10 protein-coding genes are annotated in these 19,230 nt (G+C 36.9%); all 10 read right to left on the minus strand.

Annotation, left to right across the window (positions count from 1 at the left end):
• Window positions 1-29 precede the first annotated feature (29 nt).
• The 10 genes from KP625_RS08465 to KP625_RS08510 all read right to left on the minus strand — a co-directional run bounded on the left by KP625_RS08465 (window position 30) and on the right by KP625_RS08510 (window position 18,874).
• On the minus strand, window positions 30-1,943 hold the full coding sequence (locus KP625_RS08465; protein ID WP_238297247.1) for a hypothetical protein: 1,914 nt from the start codon (window positions 1,941-1,943) through the stop codon (window positions 30-32).
• A gap of 3 nt (window positions 1,944-1,946) precedes the next feature.
• A complete protein-coding gene (locus KP625_RS08470; RefSeq protein ID WP_238297248.1) occupies window positions 1,947-3,527 on the minus strand; it encodes a hypothetical protein in 1,581 nt (526 codons plus the stop codon).
• A 32-nt stretch (window positions 3,528-3,559) separates the two neighbouring features.
• Window positions 3,560-6,715: a glycosyltransferase family 2 protein gene (locus KP625_RS08475; RefSeq protein ID WP_238297249.1), complete on the minus strand. Its 3,156-nt coding sequence runs from the start codon at window positions 6,713-6,715 to the stop codon at window positions 3,560-3,562.
• Between the two features lie 12 nt (window positions 6,716-6,727).
• Window positions 6,728-7,639 (minus strand): class I SAM-dependent methyltransferase, encoded by a 912-nt coding sequence (locus KP625_RS08480; protein ID WP_238297251.1) that lies wholly within the window; start codon window positions 7,637-7,639, stop codon window positions 6,728-6,730.
• A gap of 10 nt (window positions 7,640-7,649) precedes the next feature.
• The gene (locus KP625_RS08485; protein ID WP_370641345.1) at window positions 7,650-8,939 is read right to left on the minus strand and encodes an ABC transporter ATP-binding protein; all 1,290 of its coding nucleotides are present in this window, start codon (window positions 8,937-8,939) and stop codon (window positions 7,650-7,652) included.
• Between the two features lie 38 nt (window positions 8,940-8,977).
• Window positions 8,978-11,398, minus strand: coding sequence for a glycoside hydrolase family 9 protein (locus KP625_RS08490; RefSeq protein WP_238297253.1), 2,421 nt, complete (start codon window positions 11,396-11,398; stop codon window positions 8,978-8,980).
• Between the two features lie 23 nt (window positions 11,399-11,421).
• Window positions 11,422-14,139 (minus strand): C1 family peptidase, encoded by a 2,718-nt coding sequence (locus tag KP625_RS08495; RefSeq protein ID WP_238297254.1) that lies wholly within the window; start codon window positions 14,137-14,139, stop codon window positions 11,422-11,424.
• 46 nt (window positions 14,140-14,185) lie between these two features.
• Window positions 14,186-14,986: an ABC transporter permease gene (locus tag KP625_RS08500; RefSeq protein WP_238297256.1), complete on the minus strand. Its 801-nt coding sequence runs from the start codon at window positions 14,984-14,986 to the stop codon at window positions 14,186-14,188.
• A gap of 8 nt (window positions 14,987-14,994) precedes the next feature.
• The gene (rfbC, locus tag KP625_RS08505) at window positions 14,995-15,588 is read right to left on the minus strand and encodes a dTDP-4-dehydrorhamnose 3,5-epimerase (protein WP_238297258.1); all 594 of its coding nucleotides are present in this window, start codon (window positions 15,586-15,588) and stop codon (window positions 14,995-14,997) included.
• A gap of 151 nt (window positions 15,589-15,739) precedes the next feature.
• The gene (locus KP625_RS08510; protein WP_238297259.1) at window positions 15,740-18,874 is read right to left on the minus strand and encodes an N-acetylmuramoyl-L-alanine amidase; all 3,135 of its coding nucleotides are present in this window, start codon (window positions 18,872-18,874) and stop codon (window positions 15,740-15,742) included.
• Window positions 18,875-19,230 lie beyond the last annotated feature (356 nt).

The following is a 19,230-nucleotide window of genomic DNA, read 5'->3' on the forward strand; positions in this document are numbered from 1 at the left end:
CTTATCCCTCCATCGTGTTCTACTCTATTTCATTTCTTAGTGTAATAATAAAACTGAATATAATCTGTTTGATATATTAACATACCATCATAGCTATTATAGAAATCTCCCATAATTTCCGGATTTGATTGAATCACTTTATCCAAGCTTTCTTGTTCTACAAATAGCGTCTCTTGATTTGCCATTTTTTCTGCAACTTCTTTTTGTTTATCCACAGTCAATGCATCAAAATCAGAAAAATCAATTGGATATATTCTTGTATCCCATCCCATACAGCTATATATCTCTGGTACTCCCATGCCTACGCCCATTGTACCATTGGGAACATTTTGTTTAACTGCAGAAATCATTTCGCCAATTGTTGTTTTATCTCTATTTGGATTCCTTTGTTCTTCTAATATATAATACCGACTAACACTTATACATCCAATTATCACCAAAATTGTTGCCATAGCAACAGCTACTACTCCCCTACACGCATTGGAAATATTATCTTTAAACCGCTCTTCCTCTCGTAAAAAGTATTCTACCATAAATGCTATTAAAATAGTTATAATAGGTAATGTAATTGCTAAATTCCCATATGCTGTTCGATTTATATAATATGTGGTCTGGATAATGACCGTAATCGCCGCTCCTGCAATAATGCCCAGTTTTTTTTCTTTCTTTTTATAAATTAAAGCATTAATAATAACCGCAATTACTATAAATAATATTATACATACAATCATCCATAAACTTGGGAACATTTCCAGTTTCGTATTGATAGCATCCATATATTGATTAGCACCAATAAACGGAAATAAAAAAGTTTTAAATGTTAAAACATTCCCACCAACCAACGCATTGTAAATATTTACAACACCAAAAGCTCCAAAAACACATATAGGCAGCATCAAAAATTCTCCGATTATTGTTTTTATCCATGTATGTCCATCAATTTCAATATGATTTATTATCTCAAATCCTATATATCCGAGTGTACACGCTATTCCTGTTTCAAAATTCCAAACAATAGATAAAATGCATATTATCCATCCATATTTTCTTATCTTTTTCTTTTTTTGAGTTAGGCACATAAATCCTAATAAAATTCCGGGAAATATATGTCTGTGCGGAAAATGCTGATAATATATTCCACCTTGCAAAGCAATGTATCCAAAAGATATTCCAAAACAACATAATATTCTTAACAGCGAACTTTCCACCACTGTATGAACAGTATAAAAGAAACATCCTATCGAAAAAAATGTCAATATTGAAAGCGCAATAACAAACGAAAAATACGTTCCGCCCAGAAGCTTTACGAATGGTGCCAATATGATTCCATAAAATCCATATATACCAAGATTTATATCACTATATGCACCTCCCTGAACAACCCTATATACACTATTAAAATATGCATGTATATGATGTGTATTATATAGGCTACTTAGGAAATTAGGTGTATATATCGCATATGCACAAGCCAGAGCAAAACCAACATATATTAATATTATTCCCTTTGTTGATTGTTGTATCAATACTTTTTTTCTATTGAAATATATAAATATCCCTAATATTACTACAAATCCACAAAAAATAACTTCCTCGCTATGGTTACTATGCCACGGCATATAATACGTGCCAGCATCAAACATCTTTTTTTCAAAAAAGAAAAAAACAATGAATGTTATAATTACCCCAAGCGCACATACACAAACCCATATATTTCGTTTTTTTGTCTTGTTTGTATATAATGTTCGCTTCGTCAAACATACTAACATCAAATAAGTTCCTGAAAAAACTAAAAATATACTTACATAATACGCCAAGTTACCTATTGGTCCTTGTAATCGTCCTATTATAATCTTTTGGTATAATACAGTCCATAATATAACCATCACTAAAGATGCTATATAGGGAATGATACCAGCCGAATCTTTTTTCATCTTATCCATATATCAATAACCGCCTTCTATCATTCTAACAGCTTCCTCATAATAGTCATTTCGCACATATACACCACCTACATCAGGCAACTGTGTGTAATTAGCTTTCAGATATTCGATTGCATCAGGTGCATAATCAGCTTGCAAATATCCCCATAACTCAAAGCCATCGTTATAATAAGCAACTCTTGGGGGATTGTCTTTTAAAGCATCAAATTGCGTCTTTCCATATCCTTCCCATGTCCAAGGAGTCGTCACTGTTGCACCAACTGCAGTTCTGTCTGACATCATAATAATATCATTACAGAACACAAACGACCAGATACTCTCATCATGCTCCGTAATTTCTTTAATAACTTCAGATGTTGCATTTGTTGGTTCCGTAAAATCAACCATTGTCAATTTAGTTATCCCCTTAAAATAACCACTCACCAAAACGGCCGTGACAGATATAAGGATTATTTGTTTTAATGATCCTATATGGCTGAATTTTTCTTTACTTTTATATCCAAATACACATAATACATATGCAATTATCAATGCTCCAACTTCCACAAATTGTGTTGCATGAAAATTGAAAACACCTCTTTCTGCCAGCGAACTAACATAGATATAAATGGTTAAAGCAACCAATATACCTTTCTCTTCATATATCTTATATATGAAAAAGAATACGCATATTAAAAAGATTATTTGCACCCATAACGCATATAACATCCCCTGACTGTTTAATAAGTTAAAGATAGTTTCAAATAACACTTGCACCGGCTGTACCAGAGAAGTTAACACACTTCCTCCAAAACCGCTAATATATTTCGGATATATCCCCCGGTTAATTGTATACGCACCATATATAAATTCACCTATAGTATGTGTAATTATTAACTGTATAAGCAATAAAATCCAAGGTATTGCAACTATCAAAAATAACTTGATATATCTTTTCAGCATTGTCTGCAGCCATTCTTTTATGGGCTTTTTTTCTTCCATTTCCCATTTGATTTCTATTAACAACACTCCTAATGCAATAAAGAAAACAGGGAAGATGGCAACAAAGATAGTACCAAATGTTAAAACAACAGCCAAAGATATCATCACACAACTTCTGGTCTTTAATTGCCTTGTATTAATAAATTCCAGATATTCCAATATTAATATCACAGCACCAATACCAGCTAAATGCTCAGATAATATCTGTGTTCCAAAATCATACGTCTGAATTAACGAACAATGTATAATCGGATATATGAACAAAACATACTTGTTCATGTGTTCTGAATATATATATGCTATAACAGTCCACATAATTGCAAAAAAGATGTAAAATGCTATCCGCTGCTGTATTACTGTATTGGCCCCAAGCAAATTAAAAAACGCACTTAAGTAATAAGAAAATGGCATATGCTGTGAAAAAGCATCCTTATACAAACGCAATCCCCGAACTATATCACGGCCTATTACCATTATGTCTAGTTCATCGGTATCAAACCACACATCATTTAAGAAACTCAGTTGCATAATGAAATAAACTACGCACACACATACCCAAAAAAATATTTGTTTTATTTTATTTTTTACTTCTATGCTTTTCATAGGTTTATTCCTTCCTGTAGTTTGTTTTCGCTCTACACCCTTATCTGTGTTCCCGAAAACCATTTTTGATTATTCCACACGAAATATACATTGTACATACCTTTGTTGATGTGTTCCTTTTTTATATTGCACACAAATCCACAAAAGTCAACATCCGGTCTTTCGGACATAGCATCCCCTACATCATTTCTATACTCCGGTGTAGTCGAAATAACATATGCACCTGTATTATTTTCAAGGATCAGTCTACGCGTTGCTTCATTGTTTTTATTACTGTCCGAATTAATAAACCATCCTTTTAGCATAATATATTCTCCCGCTATAACATCATCAATATTTCCTATAATTGATCCGGACAATTTATATTCCTTCATACTTTTTTTGACTTCATTACACAACACTTCGCTATTGGACCTGTTTAAAGAAAAATCTATTGCATTCTGTGTAAGATTGATATTATAAAACGGATCATATTTTGCTAATTTTTTGTGTTTTTCATACAGTCTCGCCTGTTCCCGCATGAGCCGTTCCATCTTCTCTTTATTCGCGGTATCGTCTCCTCTACTCAAAGATTCATGATGATACAAAATAACATCATTTCTAACAGTGTTGTAATATCCGGCTTCTACCAGTTTAAAACATAGATCAACATCATTATAAGCTACTCGTAAATCCTCATCAAATCCACCAATCTGATTAAATTTATCTGCACGAATCAGAAGACACGCCGCCGTAACAGCTACATAATTATAAGTAAGTCTATTTCTTCCAAAATAATATATATTTTTATCATCATACCCTAGAAATGCATGACAAGGACCGTTCTCAATATTAATAATGCCATCATGCTGAATTTTCGTTGAGTTTGGATATAAAAGCTTTGCACCGACTGCACCGGAATGTGGCAGCATCGCTTGTCCAAGCATTCTTTCAAGCCATTCATTACTAATTATTTCTATGTCATCATTCAGGAATAAATAGTACTCTCCCGAAGCATTTTCTACACCCCGATTGCACATCTTAGAAAAATTAAATTCCATTTTTTCATAGATGTATTTTGCACTATTCTTTTTGCACAATTCTGCATATTTACCTTTGTTTTCATCATTACTTCCATTATCAACAATTATAATCTCATAATTCTGATAAGATGTTAAATCTACTAATGTTTTAACACATCGTTCCAATATTTTATAATTGTCCTTAGAAGGAATAATAATGCTTATTTTAGGATTCGTTGTACATTTATAATTAACAAGAAATTGATGCATTATATCTACATACTCAAGTTCTGCTACAAGCCCCCTTCTTTCAAGAGCTTCCTCCTTACTCTTTCTTGCCGCTTCGATCACATACGGTTTAGCATCAGCGTTTCCTGATGTTGATTCTGCTCGTTCTCTCCAATGATATAAAATCTTGGCGATATGCGCTATTTTTTTTGTCTTTTCGGTAAATCTAAGTACAAAATCATAATCCTGCGCACCTTCGAATCCTTGTCTCAGTCCGCCTATTTCATCCGCAATAGATTTTCTGTACAACCCGAAATGGCATGTGTACATGTGAGACATCATTGTATCCGGAGACCAATCCGGTTTAAAATGTGGCATATGTCTCGTACCGCCATCATCATATATTTTATCTTCATCACTATATATGAAGTCCAGATTCGGATCCTTATTTAAGACCTTCACCATCTCGTATAATGCATTTGGTCGTAATACATCATCACAGTCCAAAAAGGCAATATACTCTCCCGTCGCGACCTCTAATGCGGAGTTTGAACACAAAGAAATATGTCCGTTTTCCTTTCTATATACAATTTTTATTTTCTCATTGTTTTCATATCTATGTAAGGTCTCCCTTACACTATCCCATGTTGAACAATCATCTGCCAGGCACAACTCCCAATTCGTATATTTCTGTCCAACAACTGATTCGATGCATGGAATAAGGTGCTTGTCCAATACATTATAAACCGGAACGATAACAGAAATCTTTGGATTATAATCGAATTTTTCATCATAGCTTTCCTGTGATTCCCGTTTTTTTATCAACATATCATAATCATCATTCGGCGCTTCTATAACAGACTTGTATTTTTCCTTATATTCCGCACGTATCTTCTCATTTTGCACGTGTTTACCGGTCTTGTCTTCCACTCTTTCCTTTATCTTATTCCCTGCAACATATGCTGCATATAAAGGGTTTTTGATCATCCGATGTAACTTGCCTATATGCCTGTCCTTTATTTCAATATCGTAATTGCAACGTTCGACAATCGTTTTTAATTGTGAATTTTGTTCTTCAATATTAGTTATATGATTTTCCTTTAACTCTATCTCTTTCGTTAATTCGGTTATTTTCTTTTCCAAATTAACTATATGATTCTCCTTTAATCCTATCTCCTTTGTTAATTCTACTGTCTCTCTTTCTTTGTTTAAAAGATATTCAAACGAATCCATTCTTTTGAGATAATTTTTTGTATATATATATCTTCTCTTTTCACCATGCACATACTCTTGAAAACATGTTTCCATTTTTTCATACAATTCCAAATCTCCGATTTCAAAGCCGGAAAGAAAATCATTTAATTCAATTTTCTTTTTCAACTCATCAATATGCTCCATATACAGATAAAACAGGCATCGATATACTATATATTTTACAGGAATATCAAAGTCAAATATCCATTCATAATCTATACACCATATAGCATCATCTGTTCGGATAAAATTGCTCAAAGTAGAATCTACATTAGCACGGCTATAAGCTTTTTCTTCTTTGGGATTGCATCCCGGAAATATGCTTTTAAATTCACTTGTAATTTCAAAGTTCTTTTCATAAATCTGATTTATATTTAATATTTCTTTTAAGTCATTTGCTATTTTTTCTTTTATAATATTAATATCATCGTTTTCAAAGTCAATATCAGACATAAATGTCTTCCCTTCAACAAAAGGGAACGCAATTCCTTCTTCGCAAGCTTCATACGGAACAGGCTTTATGTCCTTATAGTAATCTTTTAACCGATTATAATTCACACCAATATTATCCAGATGTTTTTGAGCTTTCTTATTCAACGGACTTTTAACGACATATCTGCCATCATCTCCATCAACAATACTGGTCTTTAATTGAAACTCTGTTTTTCTTGTAGAATTAAATTTGGTATATATTACTTTACTCATATTCGTCTCCAATCACTGACTAACTGTTAAAAAGGAATTTGCGAATTGACTAAACAATCCATCTTCACACAACGAATCATATACAAGCGGTTCATCAAACAGTACATAACGATCCCTGTCATACGCCGGCGTAACGTCGTGTATAGATCCCTTTGTGGGCAAATACTTATCTGAATATATCTCCAGCGGCATCTTATAATCAGGCACCGGATAATATATTTCATTATTCTTAAATCCAGCTATGTTTAACAATTCTAAAAGCTTATCTTTAGAAAATGTTCTTACTCTTTTCGTGTCTCCATATCCCTGTATTCCATCAAAGAATCCTCCTGTGTGATCCTCCGTTGCTCCTGCCCAATACTTTAAACCGTATTTGTTTTCAATCGCAATAAACAGTTTTCCATCATCCTTGAGCATCGATTTAACCTTTTTTAACATATCTACAAACGGATTTAGGGAATCAATATAATATAACGAATATTCTAAAACTCCAATAAGCGAAATATAATCAAATTTCTCAGATATTTTAATATCTTCAAAATTGCCCACAATAATTTCAAGATTATCATATTCTTTGTTTCGATATGCATTTATTGTGGAACGTTTTTTTGACAGATCAACCGCAACTACCCGGTCAACCTTTTCACAAAATAATCCGGTTATCGCCCCACATCCGGCACCTATTTCCAACAAAGATGCTTTTTTTTCAAATTTATACCAATCAAGAATATTATGCCGTATCTTTGAAAAATGATATAAATATGTCCATTCGCTTTCATTAACAAGAAACTCTTCTAAATCTTCCTCGTCTTTAATGTTTTTTACAATTTCCAACAGCTTGTCTTCAATATCTCCATCGGAATATTCGTCTTTTCCGCTATAAAAATCATAGTTTAATTTTACTTTATTTATATATTCTTCCATAGACACCTCATTATTGAACATCTACGACAGAATTCATGTCATAAAATCCTACCGTATCCTTATCTGATATAACCGATATGCTGCAAACATTATACAATCTGTGATACACTTGAAATGTTTCACCTTCATATCTTGTGCATCCCAAAGACAATAGGTATTGTCCACCTTGAAGATTATTATTCTGTGAAAAGGTGATAATCTTTTCATCTCCGGCTTCCATGGGACCTATATCTGTATTCTCATACATGGTGTTCGTTCCTGTTATATCCGTTCCCTTTATATCCTTTATAGTAAACGCCACTATTGGTTCATTAATTCTTTCATTTGCTCTTATCTTTATCTTTATCTGAAATAAAGTGTTTTTTATAATAGTACTTGTATATACATTATCATCATCCACGATTGCAAAATCAACTATATCAACCTTTCTGTCCCCATATTCCTGATATGCCGGATTTATGACATAATTTTCCTTCCATGTTGATGTTTCCTGTTTTATTTCAGAGCCTTTTTGTCCGCTTTTATTATTTGAATCCAGTTGCCCCACCAACACCTTCTTATACAAATCAATTATCTTATCGGGACTGTCTTCAGCTAATTTTCTACCTTTATTAAGTAATATAGCTCTGTCACAATATTTATTGATACTGCTTAAATCATGACTTACGAACAGAATGGTTTTCCCCATTTTTTTAAATTCTTCGAATTTCTTAAAACACTTTGACTGAAAAAACACATCTCCAACCGACAAAGCTTCATCCACGATTAAAATCTCCGGATCAATATTGATTGCTACAGCAAACGCAAGCCTGACAAACATACCACTCGAGTATGTTTTAACCGGCTGATGCACAAAATCTCCAATATCTGCAAAATCAAGTATATCATCAAGTTTTTCATCTATTTCTTCTTTGGTAAATCCAATCATTGTTCCATTTAGATATACATTTTCAATTCCTGTATACTCCATATTAAAGCCGGCTCCGAGTTCCAGCAGTGCTGAAACTCGACCATTCACTTCCACTTCGCCGGCTGTTGGGTTCAGTACACCTGTTATAATCTTGAGCATAGTAGATTTTCCGGATCCGTTCGTGCCAATAATTCCTACCGTCTCACCAGTCTTAACATTGAAACTCACATCATTCAATGCATAATGTTCCTTGTAACACTTTTTTTTCGTAAAACCCATGGCTTCCTTGAATCGATCTGACGGTTTATCATACAATTTATACATTTTTTCTACATGTTTTACACTAATTGCATAATCCAACATTGTATTCTCCATTCTACTATAACTCATTATTATAATTGTTCCAGATGAAATACATCTTTCTTTTATTATTTTGCGTTTCTATGTTCATTTTTACCATATCTTATATAATGCATATAATACGCTTTAAGATCATTACCAAACGCTTTCTGCAAATCTACATACCTACTCTTATAGTTCCTAACATTAAAGTTTTCTTTTGCCTGACGGCCTTCTTTCATTCCATATGTAATAAAGTGTCTCAAAACAGCCATATCATCCACACTAAACGTTCTCTTTATATCCGGATTATGGCTCACGTAGTAATTATAATCATATACCGCACTGTAATCAACGCCATTATATACCGTCTTATAGCCGTACATTGCAGTGGCAGGAGCTGCATTTCTTCCCTCCCGCTTTCCATAGTTTATATAATGCATATAGTATGATCTGAGATTCGAGCCAAAAGCATTTCGCAGATCCGCATAACGATACGCATACCCCTGCACATTAAAGTTTGCGCATCCCTGACGTCCTTCTCGCATACCATACATAACAAAATGACTTAACACAGCCATCTTATTATTTCCAAACGCGTTTTTAACATCCGGATTATTCGATATATAATAATTATAATCATATACGCTTGCATAGTTAACACCATTATAAACAGTTGGCGCAGTATTATTGTTACTATTATTACCGCTGCTATTACTGTTTCCGGTTCCCTGTCCACCGGTATTTGTATTCGTTATGTTAAGCTTTGAATCGGAACCTGTTGCGGTTCTATTCTCCCTCTTCCCAAATTGAATATAATGCATATAATAGCTCTTCAAGACTGTGCCAAATGCATTTTGAAGATCCCCATAACGATTTGCATACGCATATACATTGAAATTCTCGCTTGCACGGCGTCCCTCTTTCATGCCGTAATTTATAAAATGCTGCAACACAGCTCTGGAATTATTCCCGAACGCTGCCTTCACATCCGCATTATGTGCTATATAATATTCATAATCATAAACAGCACTATAATCTACGCCATTATATACTGTTGCTGGTTTCTGCCATGCAGTTGCTGTACCTTCAACATAATAATCTGCATCTACGTATTGTGTATCTGTCTCGTTCGTATGTCCACTGTACAAAGCTGCCGCTGCCGCAACCAGGGTTGCATTATAGTCAATTGCAACTTCATTGCACACATAATCACTTGCCGAATCTGTATAGCTTCCATTCAGTTTTGGTCCGCCAACCAGGGCACCTGTAAGAACATGCGCCTGTGTCGTTGTTCCCTGCGGTCCTCCCGTGTAGCCGGATGCTGCTCTGTGATGCGGATATTTAGCACTTTTATCATTATAACCAACCACGAAGCATTTGTTCATAGAGTTGTTGCCAAGCAGGTAATTCATCTGTCCTTCTGCCCAGCCCCTGTACTTCTGTGATGAAGTCATCTTATCAAATAACAACCCTGTATATTGCATAGACGTGTTATACCGTGCGGAACCCCAGTCATCCACACATCGATAACCATTGTTGCTGTTACCATTTGATATTCCCATGACAGTCGATAATGCGGATGAATTTCCATTGTAATATGCTACTGCCGGTCCTACGTTATCCCAGCCAAGCGGCCAGTATGGTTTCTGTGCATTTCCATTTGATGCATACTTATTAAACTCTGTAAGGTACTGTCCGTCGCCAGTTACCTTGTAGAGCATGATTGCTGCAAGACAATAATCATCCTCCCAGGAAGAAGAGCTGTAAAAACCATTTGCTGTCGTATTAACAGCCTTATTGTTATTTTTTGCGTATGCAAAAAGTTTCTTTGCTGTATCAAGATAATTCGCTCCACCAAAATTCTTATACTGCATCGCAAGCGCCGCTGCACTCAGACTGACAATATCTGTAGATGGTGCCCCTGCACTTGTAAAATAAATCGGCCTGTTATTATTGGGCTGTGCCTCTGGAGCGCCCCAGTATCCATGGTCGTATCCGCCACCGCCTTGTCCAACCTGACAGCAAAACGCTTCAACTCTGCTGCCATCACGACTTAATACCGCACACTTCACCAGATAATCCGCAAAATGTGTTGTTATATTCTTCAGATGTCCAGTCTGTCCTGTCGCTGTATATGCACCCTTGTCTGTGTCATAACTCATGCCAAGTACAAATGCCGCATATGCTTCCGGTAATCCAAACTTCACATGATCGCCAGCATCATGAAAACCGCCAGTCAGATCAACTGTAACAACACTTCCATCACTTCTGGTGTAGTTTGCCCGGTCATATGTGTGACAATTATTTCTCCAATTCAGAAGACTTGTACCTGTCACATCTCCACCACACATATTAGCATCATAAAAGTACAATGAATACTGTAAAAGTTTGGCATAATTATATTCATTGTCTGCTGCCTTTGATACAATTCCCGGCACTGTAACACAGGACATTATCATAACCAGTGTCACCAGAACAGCCGTTACCCTACTCCACATCTTTTTCATACATGTAACCTCCCCTGTAATCTTTACTTCCCGTTTCTATGTTCCTTTACTCCATAGTTAATGTAATGCATATAATAGTTCTTTAACTTACTTCCATATGCATTTCGCAAATCCGCATATCGGTTCTTATAATTCGTCACATTGAATGCTTCGCTACCCTGTCTTCCTTCTGACATTCCATAATATATGAAATGCCGTAATGCAGCCTCCTCGTCATATCCAAAAGCACGTTTAATATCCGGGTTATGTGATACATAATATCCATAATTATATACCGCAGAATAATTAACTCCATTATAGGTTGTCATTCCCCCTATAATATTTTTTGTTCCGGTGGCCACTCTACCTTCCCTTTTTCCATAGTTCATATAATGCTTATAATATGCAACCATGTCATTCTTGTACACATGTCTAAGATCCGCATACCGCATCGCATACGCATCCACATTGAAGCTCGCACATCCCTGTCTCTTCTCCCGCATACCGTATGTAACAAAATGCCGCAATGCGCCTACTTCATCATATTGATATAATCTTTTTATATCAATATTGTGATTGATATAGTAGTCAAAATCATATACCGCACTGTAATCTACACCGTTATACACAGTTGTCGCCCCAATAATATGACTTGTTCCGACTCCCTTTCTTCCTTCTTTGCGACCGTACTTCATATAATGTGCATAATAAGCCGGATAATTGTTTCCATATGCTTTTCTAAGATCCGAATACTGATAAATATAAGACTTTACATCAAAGGATGCTTTACCCTGACGTGCCTCATTCATACCACACGAAACAAAATGTCTAAGTGCCGCTACATCATCCGTCTTAAACGCTGACCACAGATCAGGGTATTTCATAACATAGTAATTATAATCATATACCGCACTGTAATCCACACCATTATATACAGTGGTTGGATTTGCTTTGGCAAGAATATTAAATGTAACTGTTTTCGTACCACTGTATTTTCCAATACCGGTTATCGTTATTGTAGCAGTGCCCGGATTCATGTTGCTCGCATAGGTCACTGTGTAATCCTGATTTAAAGCAAGCGAAGCACCATTATATGTAAGTTTCACAGCCGGTGTAATCGCTTTTCCTGTATAATATTGTGTGCCTACCGTGTTGATATCACATGCATTTATTGCAACCGCAGGAATCACCGGCTCAATCGGCTTGACAGGATCAACCGGATTGGTTGTAGATACATTGTCTGTAAATACTTTCACCCTTGCACACATCGGATACTTTCCACTTCCCAAGTCTACAAAATAATTCAATCCATATCCTGTTTCACAGAAGGACTGCCCCTGTTCCGTATGGCAATCATATAATATTACATCATCGCTAAGCTGTGCACTTGTCGTCTGCTCCAGAAAATAACTTACATCTTTATCGTCCTGATCTACAAGTGTATATACAACCGAATACTTATCTCCTTTATCCACACATAACCCGGAAGGAAGCTTGATTGTGTAATATCCGGCATAAGTTGTCTGACCGGTCACCGGAGTTGCAAGCATCGCTTCGCCTGATTCCGGATTATCAGCATCCGGATTCTTATAAATCTGAATACTATATCTTACATTATCACTCTTCAGGGAAATTGCTGTTGCCTTAATCTCTTCCTTGGTTGATGCCTTCGCAACATATACATTTGCAATTTTCCCACCATTATTGATTGTTCCGTAGTAAGGTGAAAATGTTCCATCGAACTGATAGTTGTTGTCATAATTATCAGCCGGCTCCATCACGAACGCGATTGCATCCTGATTCGATATGGATAGATCTTCATAAGATACCCACAGGTAAGGGATATTACCCTCTCCCCAGCTGTTTTTCACCAGCCACGCTCCCGGTTTTGATGGCTTCTTCGTTCCTGAAAAATTATCCACCGCATAATTATCATCCCATCCTACAATGGCAATTGCATGATTCGATGATGTATTGTCATAGTTATAGTAACCTTTTGTTTTATAATTATAATATCTTACATCCATGTTAAATCCACTGGCTACAGCCCCATAGTCCATAATCAGTTTCTTAACATCAGCTGCATTTTTTATCGATACAACGCGTGCATTCTGAAGATGCGCAACATCTTTGTATGCCAGGCTTGCATCTAAGGTTGACGATGGAGAAGCATTCCCATAAGGTGCTACACTCTCTGACGCAGCTCCACGCCAGGACGACAGGGCGAACATTGTCAGATAATTGTTACCTCCGACAGACAGGTAGTTATTCCCATATGAAGAATTCAGATACGTTCTGTCCCCATCCAGATTTCCCAGTGGATCTGTCTGGCAATTGTAGAAGAAATATGCGAGATGATACTCAGACAAATCAATATCATTCACGTATCCGGCCGATATCATCGATGATTCCCCCGCTGCAAGCGCTGCAAATGTCCAACACGTTCCATATGGGTGCTGGTTTTTTACCGATGTTACTCGTCCATAATTTCTGGAATCATAACTTGCAGGAATACTGTTGCTGTACAACATAGCACCCTTGACCGGTGTATAATAATCGATTCGGTCTCCCGTATCAATGTAACTGTTCATGTATACAGTTTCGTCCGGGATTGTATCCTCCGTTTGTACCTCTACCGTAGGCGCATCCGTATCTGTAGCCACCGCCTCTGATGAATATGATTGTCCCGCTGCACGCACATCTATCCCCGGTGTTCCTAACAAGGCAAATGCCATAAAAAATGCAAGAATTCTTTTTCTCATATAGTAGCCTCCTCTTTTATCTTCTTCCCAATACCCTCATGTATTTCTATAAAACATCCGCAAAATGAACCCTCAGCCTCTTAAACACCGAAACACCAATACTAAATACAATTATTACAAACAACCAGAAATACACGGTCCACATCGGTTTTTCCCAGAATCCTACTCCTGCGAGTAAACTATCCCGAAATCCGTCAACTATATAATATACCGGATTCAGCTTGAAAATCTTCAGCAGCTTAGGGGACAGCATATGCTCTGCGTCCCACATTATAGGAGTAATCCACATACCTACCTGTAATAAAATATTGATAATCTGTGTAAGATCCCGGAAGAACACAACGATTGCCGCTGTAAAATAAGATAATCCCAAAACCAGCAAAAAATTACAAATCAGATAATAAATTATCTGAATCGTATACAAACTTGGTGTGTACCCATAGCAGCTGCACAAAACTAAAGTGAACAAAATAAAGAATGCATTTACAAACACTGCTGACATCACTTTCACAATCGGAAGAATGCTTATCTTAAATACAACTTTTTTTACAAGATAACTGTATTCTATAAGTGCGTTTGTACCACCATTTAATGCTTCCGAAAAGAAAAACCATGGAACAAGTCCCGCAACCAGCCATACTACAAACGGATATTCATTCGTTCTACCTGCCTTTAGTCCTACCTGAAACACAAACCAATACACCAAAACAGTGACTACCGGCTGCACAAACGCCCATACAATACCGAGATAGGAACCTGCAAATCTGGTTTTAAAATCATTCTTCGATAAGCTCCATATCAGTTTTCTATTCTCTATTAATTTCTGTGGTATACCATGTCTATTCATAAATGCTCCTAGATTGACTTCTTGTAATCCTTAATTCCGCTCCACTTGTGATCCTTGTCAGATATGATTAGATCCTTACTTGTCATACCTTCCGGCATAGGCCACTCTACTCCTATTTCAGGATCAGACCACAGAAGTCCGCCCTCATCATTTGGATGATAGAAGTCCGTACATTTGTAACAAAACTCTGCACTTTCTGATAAAACAATAAATCCATGTGCAAAGTTCTTCGGGATAAAGAACTGCTTTTTATTCTCTGCCGAAAGTCTAACACCATACCATTTACCATATGTCTTTGATCCTTCTCGTAAATCAACCGCGACATCAAAGACTTCTCCGCTTACAACACGGACAAGTTTATCCTGTGGATAATTAATCTGAAAATGCAATCCCCGAAGCACGCCCTTCTTGGAGCTGGACTGATTATCCTGTACGAATTTGCAATCTATACCTGCTGCTGCAAAGTCATTATAATTATAAGTCTCCATAAAATATCCCCGCTCATCGCCAAATACGGAAGGCGTGATAACACGAAGACCCTCTATCTCTATTCCGTCTACTTCACATGTATCGACAGTTATCTTTCCATATTTCTGTGTCATTCTATACGCATCCTTTCTACAATCAATATACAATTTTATACCAAGGTTCGGTATTACATATATATTATTAATTTTATCATAATGACACATATACATCAAGCGAAAGCATAAAAAAGGAGAGCTACATCTGAAGCTCTCCCTAAAATACTAATTAATATTGTAATAATTTTGCTATATAATCATTTACGATACTATAACCATAATTTGTTGCTGTTGCCCAGCCTTTTTTATCTGGATTCTCACTGATTCCAAGCCACTCGACATACTGTGCACATCCGCGTGTCACATACTGGAATCTTGAATCTACACATGTATTCTTCAATGCATCTTTTGAGGCATATGCCTTAAGATGTTGTATTTGTGCCCGGATACCTGTACGTACACTGTCATAACGATCTCCCGGAAATCCAGGTCCTGTTGCACCAAGTCCTGCAAAGTTATACTGATCAATCTGCACCAGACCGCCAAACTTTAAGAATCCGGTTTCTTTCATTGCCTGTGCAAACGCAACCTCTGCACGCACACCTTCTGCATTACATTCTTCTATATAAATCCTGCAGAAGTCATTTATCGTAGGAGCATCTGAGTTTGCATAAAAAGCAGGATACGTTGCCCTTGAATTGTAGTATGCAACCATCTGATTTACATTTGTCGATGATGCTCCCATAATGGAATACAGCGGTCCCACCGGTTCTGCAGATTCAGATCCCCGTCGTTGCTCCTTAATACCATATGTCATATAATGCGAATAGTAGCTTTGTAAATTATCTCCAAAAGCTGCATTTAAATCACCATTATTTCTTCTGTAATAATTCACATCAAAGGAATCCTTTGCCTGCTGTCCTTCCTTCATTCCATATGTTACAAAATACTGTAAGATCAGAAGGTCATCCCCACTATATTTCTTCAAAATATCCGGATGATGTTCTATATAATATGTATAATCATATACCGCACTGTAATTGGTTCCATTGTAAACAGTTGTCGGGCTTTGCGCTTTCGTTACGCCAGTTGCCTTTCTACCCTCTTTCTGACCGTATTTCATGTAGTGCAGGTAATAGCTCTTAAGATCAGTTCCGTACGCATTTCGTAAATCTACATATGCATTCTTATAGGATCTTACATCAAAATCTGCTTTACCCTGACGGCCTTCCTTCATTCCATAATTCACAAAATGCTGCAACGTCTTGTTCTCATCTCCGCCAAATGCATTATACACATCGCCATTATGCTGAATATAATATGTATAATCATATACGGCGCTATAATTTACGCCATTATAAACTGTTGTCGCATTTTGTAATGTTGCCACACCGGTTGCTTTTCTGTGTTCATTCTTACCATAACTAATGTAATGTAAGTAATAGTTCTTCAGATTACTTCCATATGCACTACGAAGATCTCGATAAGCATTTCTATAGGAGTTTACATCAAAATCCGCACTACCTTGCTGTCCCTGACTCATACCTACATTCACAAAATATTGGAGTACCTGTAAGTCATCTCCAATGTATGACTTCAATTCATTTTTATAATGTTCTGTATAATAAGCATAGTCATAAACTGCACTATAATTTACTCCATTATAAACAGTTGTAGGATTCTGAAGCGTTACTACACCTGTCGCCTTTCGGCCTTCACGCTTACCATAATTAATATAATGCAGATAATAACCTTGAAGATTTGTTCCAAATGCCCTTCTTAGGTCAGCATACTGATTCCTGTAAGAATTCACATCAAAATCTTCACTTGCCCGGCGGCCTTCCTTCATTCCAAAATTCACGAAATGCTGTAAAACCGCTCTTGTATTCGTACCAAATGCAGCTTTTACATCTGCATTATGCTCTACATAATAATCATAGTCATATACTGCACTATAATCAACACCATTCAAAACTGTAACCGGTTTTACCGTTCCATCCCCTGTACTCAGTCCATAATACTGCGCAATCGCGGTTGCATCTGCCACGCCAAGTTTCTGCAGCATTGTGTCAGATGTCAAATACTTTGCAGCTTCGTCCGGATTACTCAGGAACGCATGCTCAATAATGATTCCCGGGAATCCTGCAAGCTTGCTTCGTCTGCAGACTGAATAATAGTCTGCCAGAGATCCATCCGGATACAAAGTATTATCTTTTGAACCCTGGATAAGATTTCCACGGTTATGCAGACCAAGCTCGCTTAACTTAGAAAGAATGACCTTGCCAAGTTCACCACCGATCTGTCCAAGATCCGGTCTATAATTTGAGTTTGGGACAATAACAAGTGCACCTCTTGCTGTTGGACCTGCCGAATTAATATGCAGGCTTACCATTACATCTGCACCAACCTTGGAAGCCAGCTCTACACTCTGTGCACTGGACCATTCCGTACGATTGTCTGTACGTGCCATATATACAGTTATGCCACTATACTTATCCAGTTCCTCTTTGCAGTAATATGCGATCTTCAGGTTGATATCTCTTTCATAATAAGTAACACCATTGATCGTATTATATGTACCACAATCGCTTCCTCCATGTCCCGGGTCTAATACTACAACGAGATTACCATTCGATGCGCTCTTAAGCAATGAGCCATCGTTCATCTGCAATTCAGAAATCGCTTCTGCAACATCCGCTCCACTTATCGTCTCACCACTGGAGACATCTGTCACAGTAATTCCTGCTTCGTCAGCGCTCTGGGTTGCTACAGTTTCATCTACAATCCATGCATCCGGCTGAGAATCAGCAGTCACATTTACACCGAACACATCGCTGGCGCCTGCTGCTTCCAGATCAATATACTGTTCCTGCTCGTCAACCGTATATTTGATTCCTTTCAACTTATATACGCCTGTGCTTGTCTCATTCTCAAAGCTCAGATTGAACAGGAGCGCTGAGTCTGATATCACATCGACGCTCTTTTCATATGTACTGCCTGTTGACTGATTGGTATATACCAGTTCAGCCGAACCGATCGTGCCTGTTGCAGATATATCCGCAAGGACATATTGTGTATCTGGCGTCTGTACATAATCGCTTTCTACAACGATATAATTAAGTAATCCTGTTTCTACAGGTGTTCCCACCAGATCATTTGCTTCCTGTACTGCAATCGCGTCAGTATCTGTGTTTGTTTCCTGCGATACTTCGCTTTCCACTTCCGGCGTGTCTGCTTCCTGCGTGTCCACCTGCACATCCTGCTGCGTCGTTGGCTCTTCTGCAGCAAATGCAATTGGAACATGAGATGTCGCAATCAGACAACCGGTTAAGATTCCAGCAATCATCTTCTTAAGCCGTCTCATTTTTTTATCTCCTTTACCCATTAATATGTATATTGTAATATTTTTTTCATACTTTTGCAATAATTTGTATATAATAATCTGTTGCCAACAATTTCCAACAAAATTCTTATGCCATAATCCTTATCAGATTTATCACGTTTTCCATATTTCTCAGTTGCTATCTGTGATACATATGGTGTATGATTGTCAAGAAAAAGAATTCACTATTATATCGACAACATACAACAGATATATAATATAAGGAGATCAAAAATGCAATCAGCTAATATAACACCGCAAAGCACACAGGGTACTACCATTCGACAGTCAAACTTTGAATTACTGCGTATATTTGCTATGTTGATGATTGTTGCACA

Source organism: Eubacterium sp. MSJ-33, from assembly GCF_022174665.1.
In the GTDB taxonomy this organism is placed as follows: Bacteria; Bacillota; Clostridia; order Lachnospirales; family Lachnospiraceae; genus Coprococcus_C.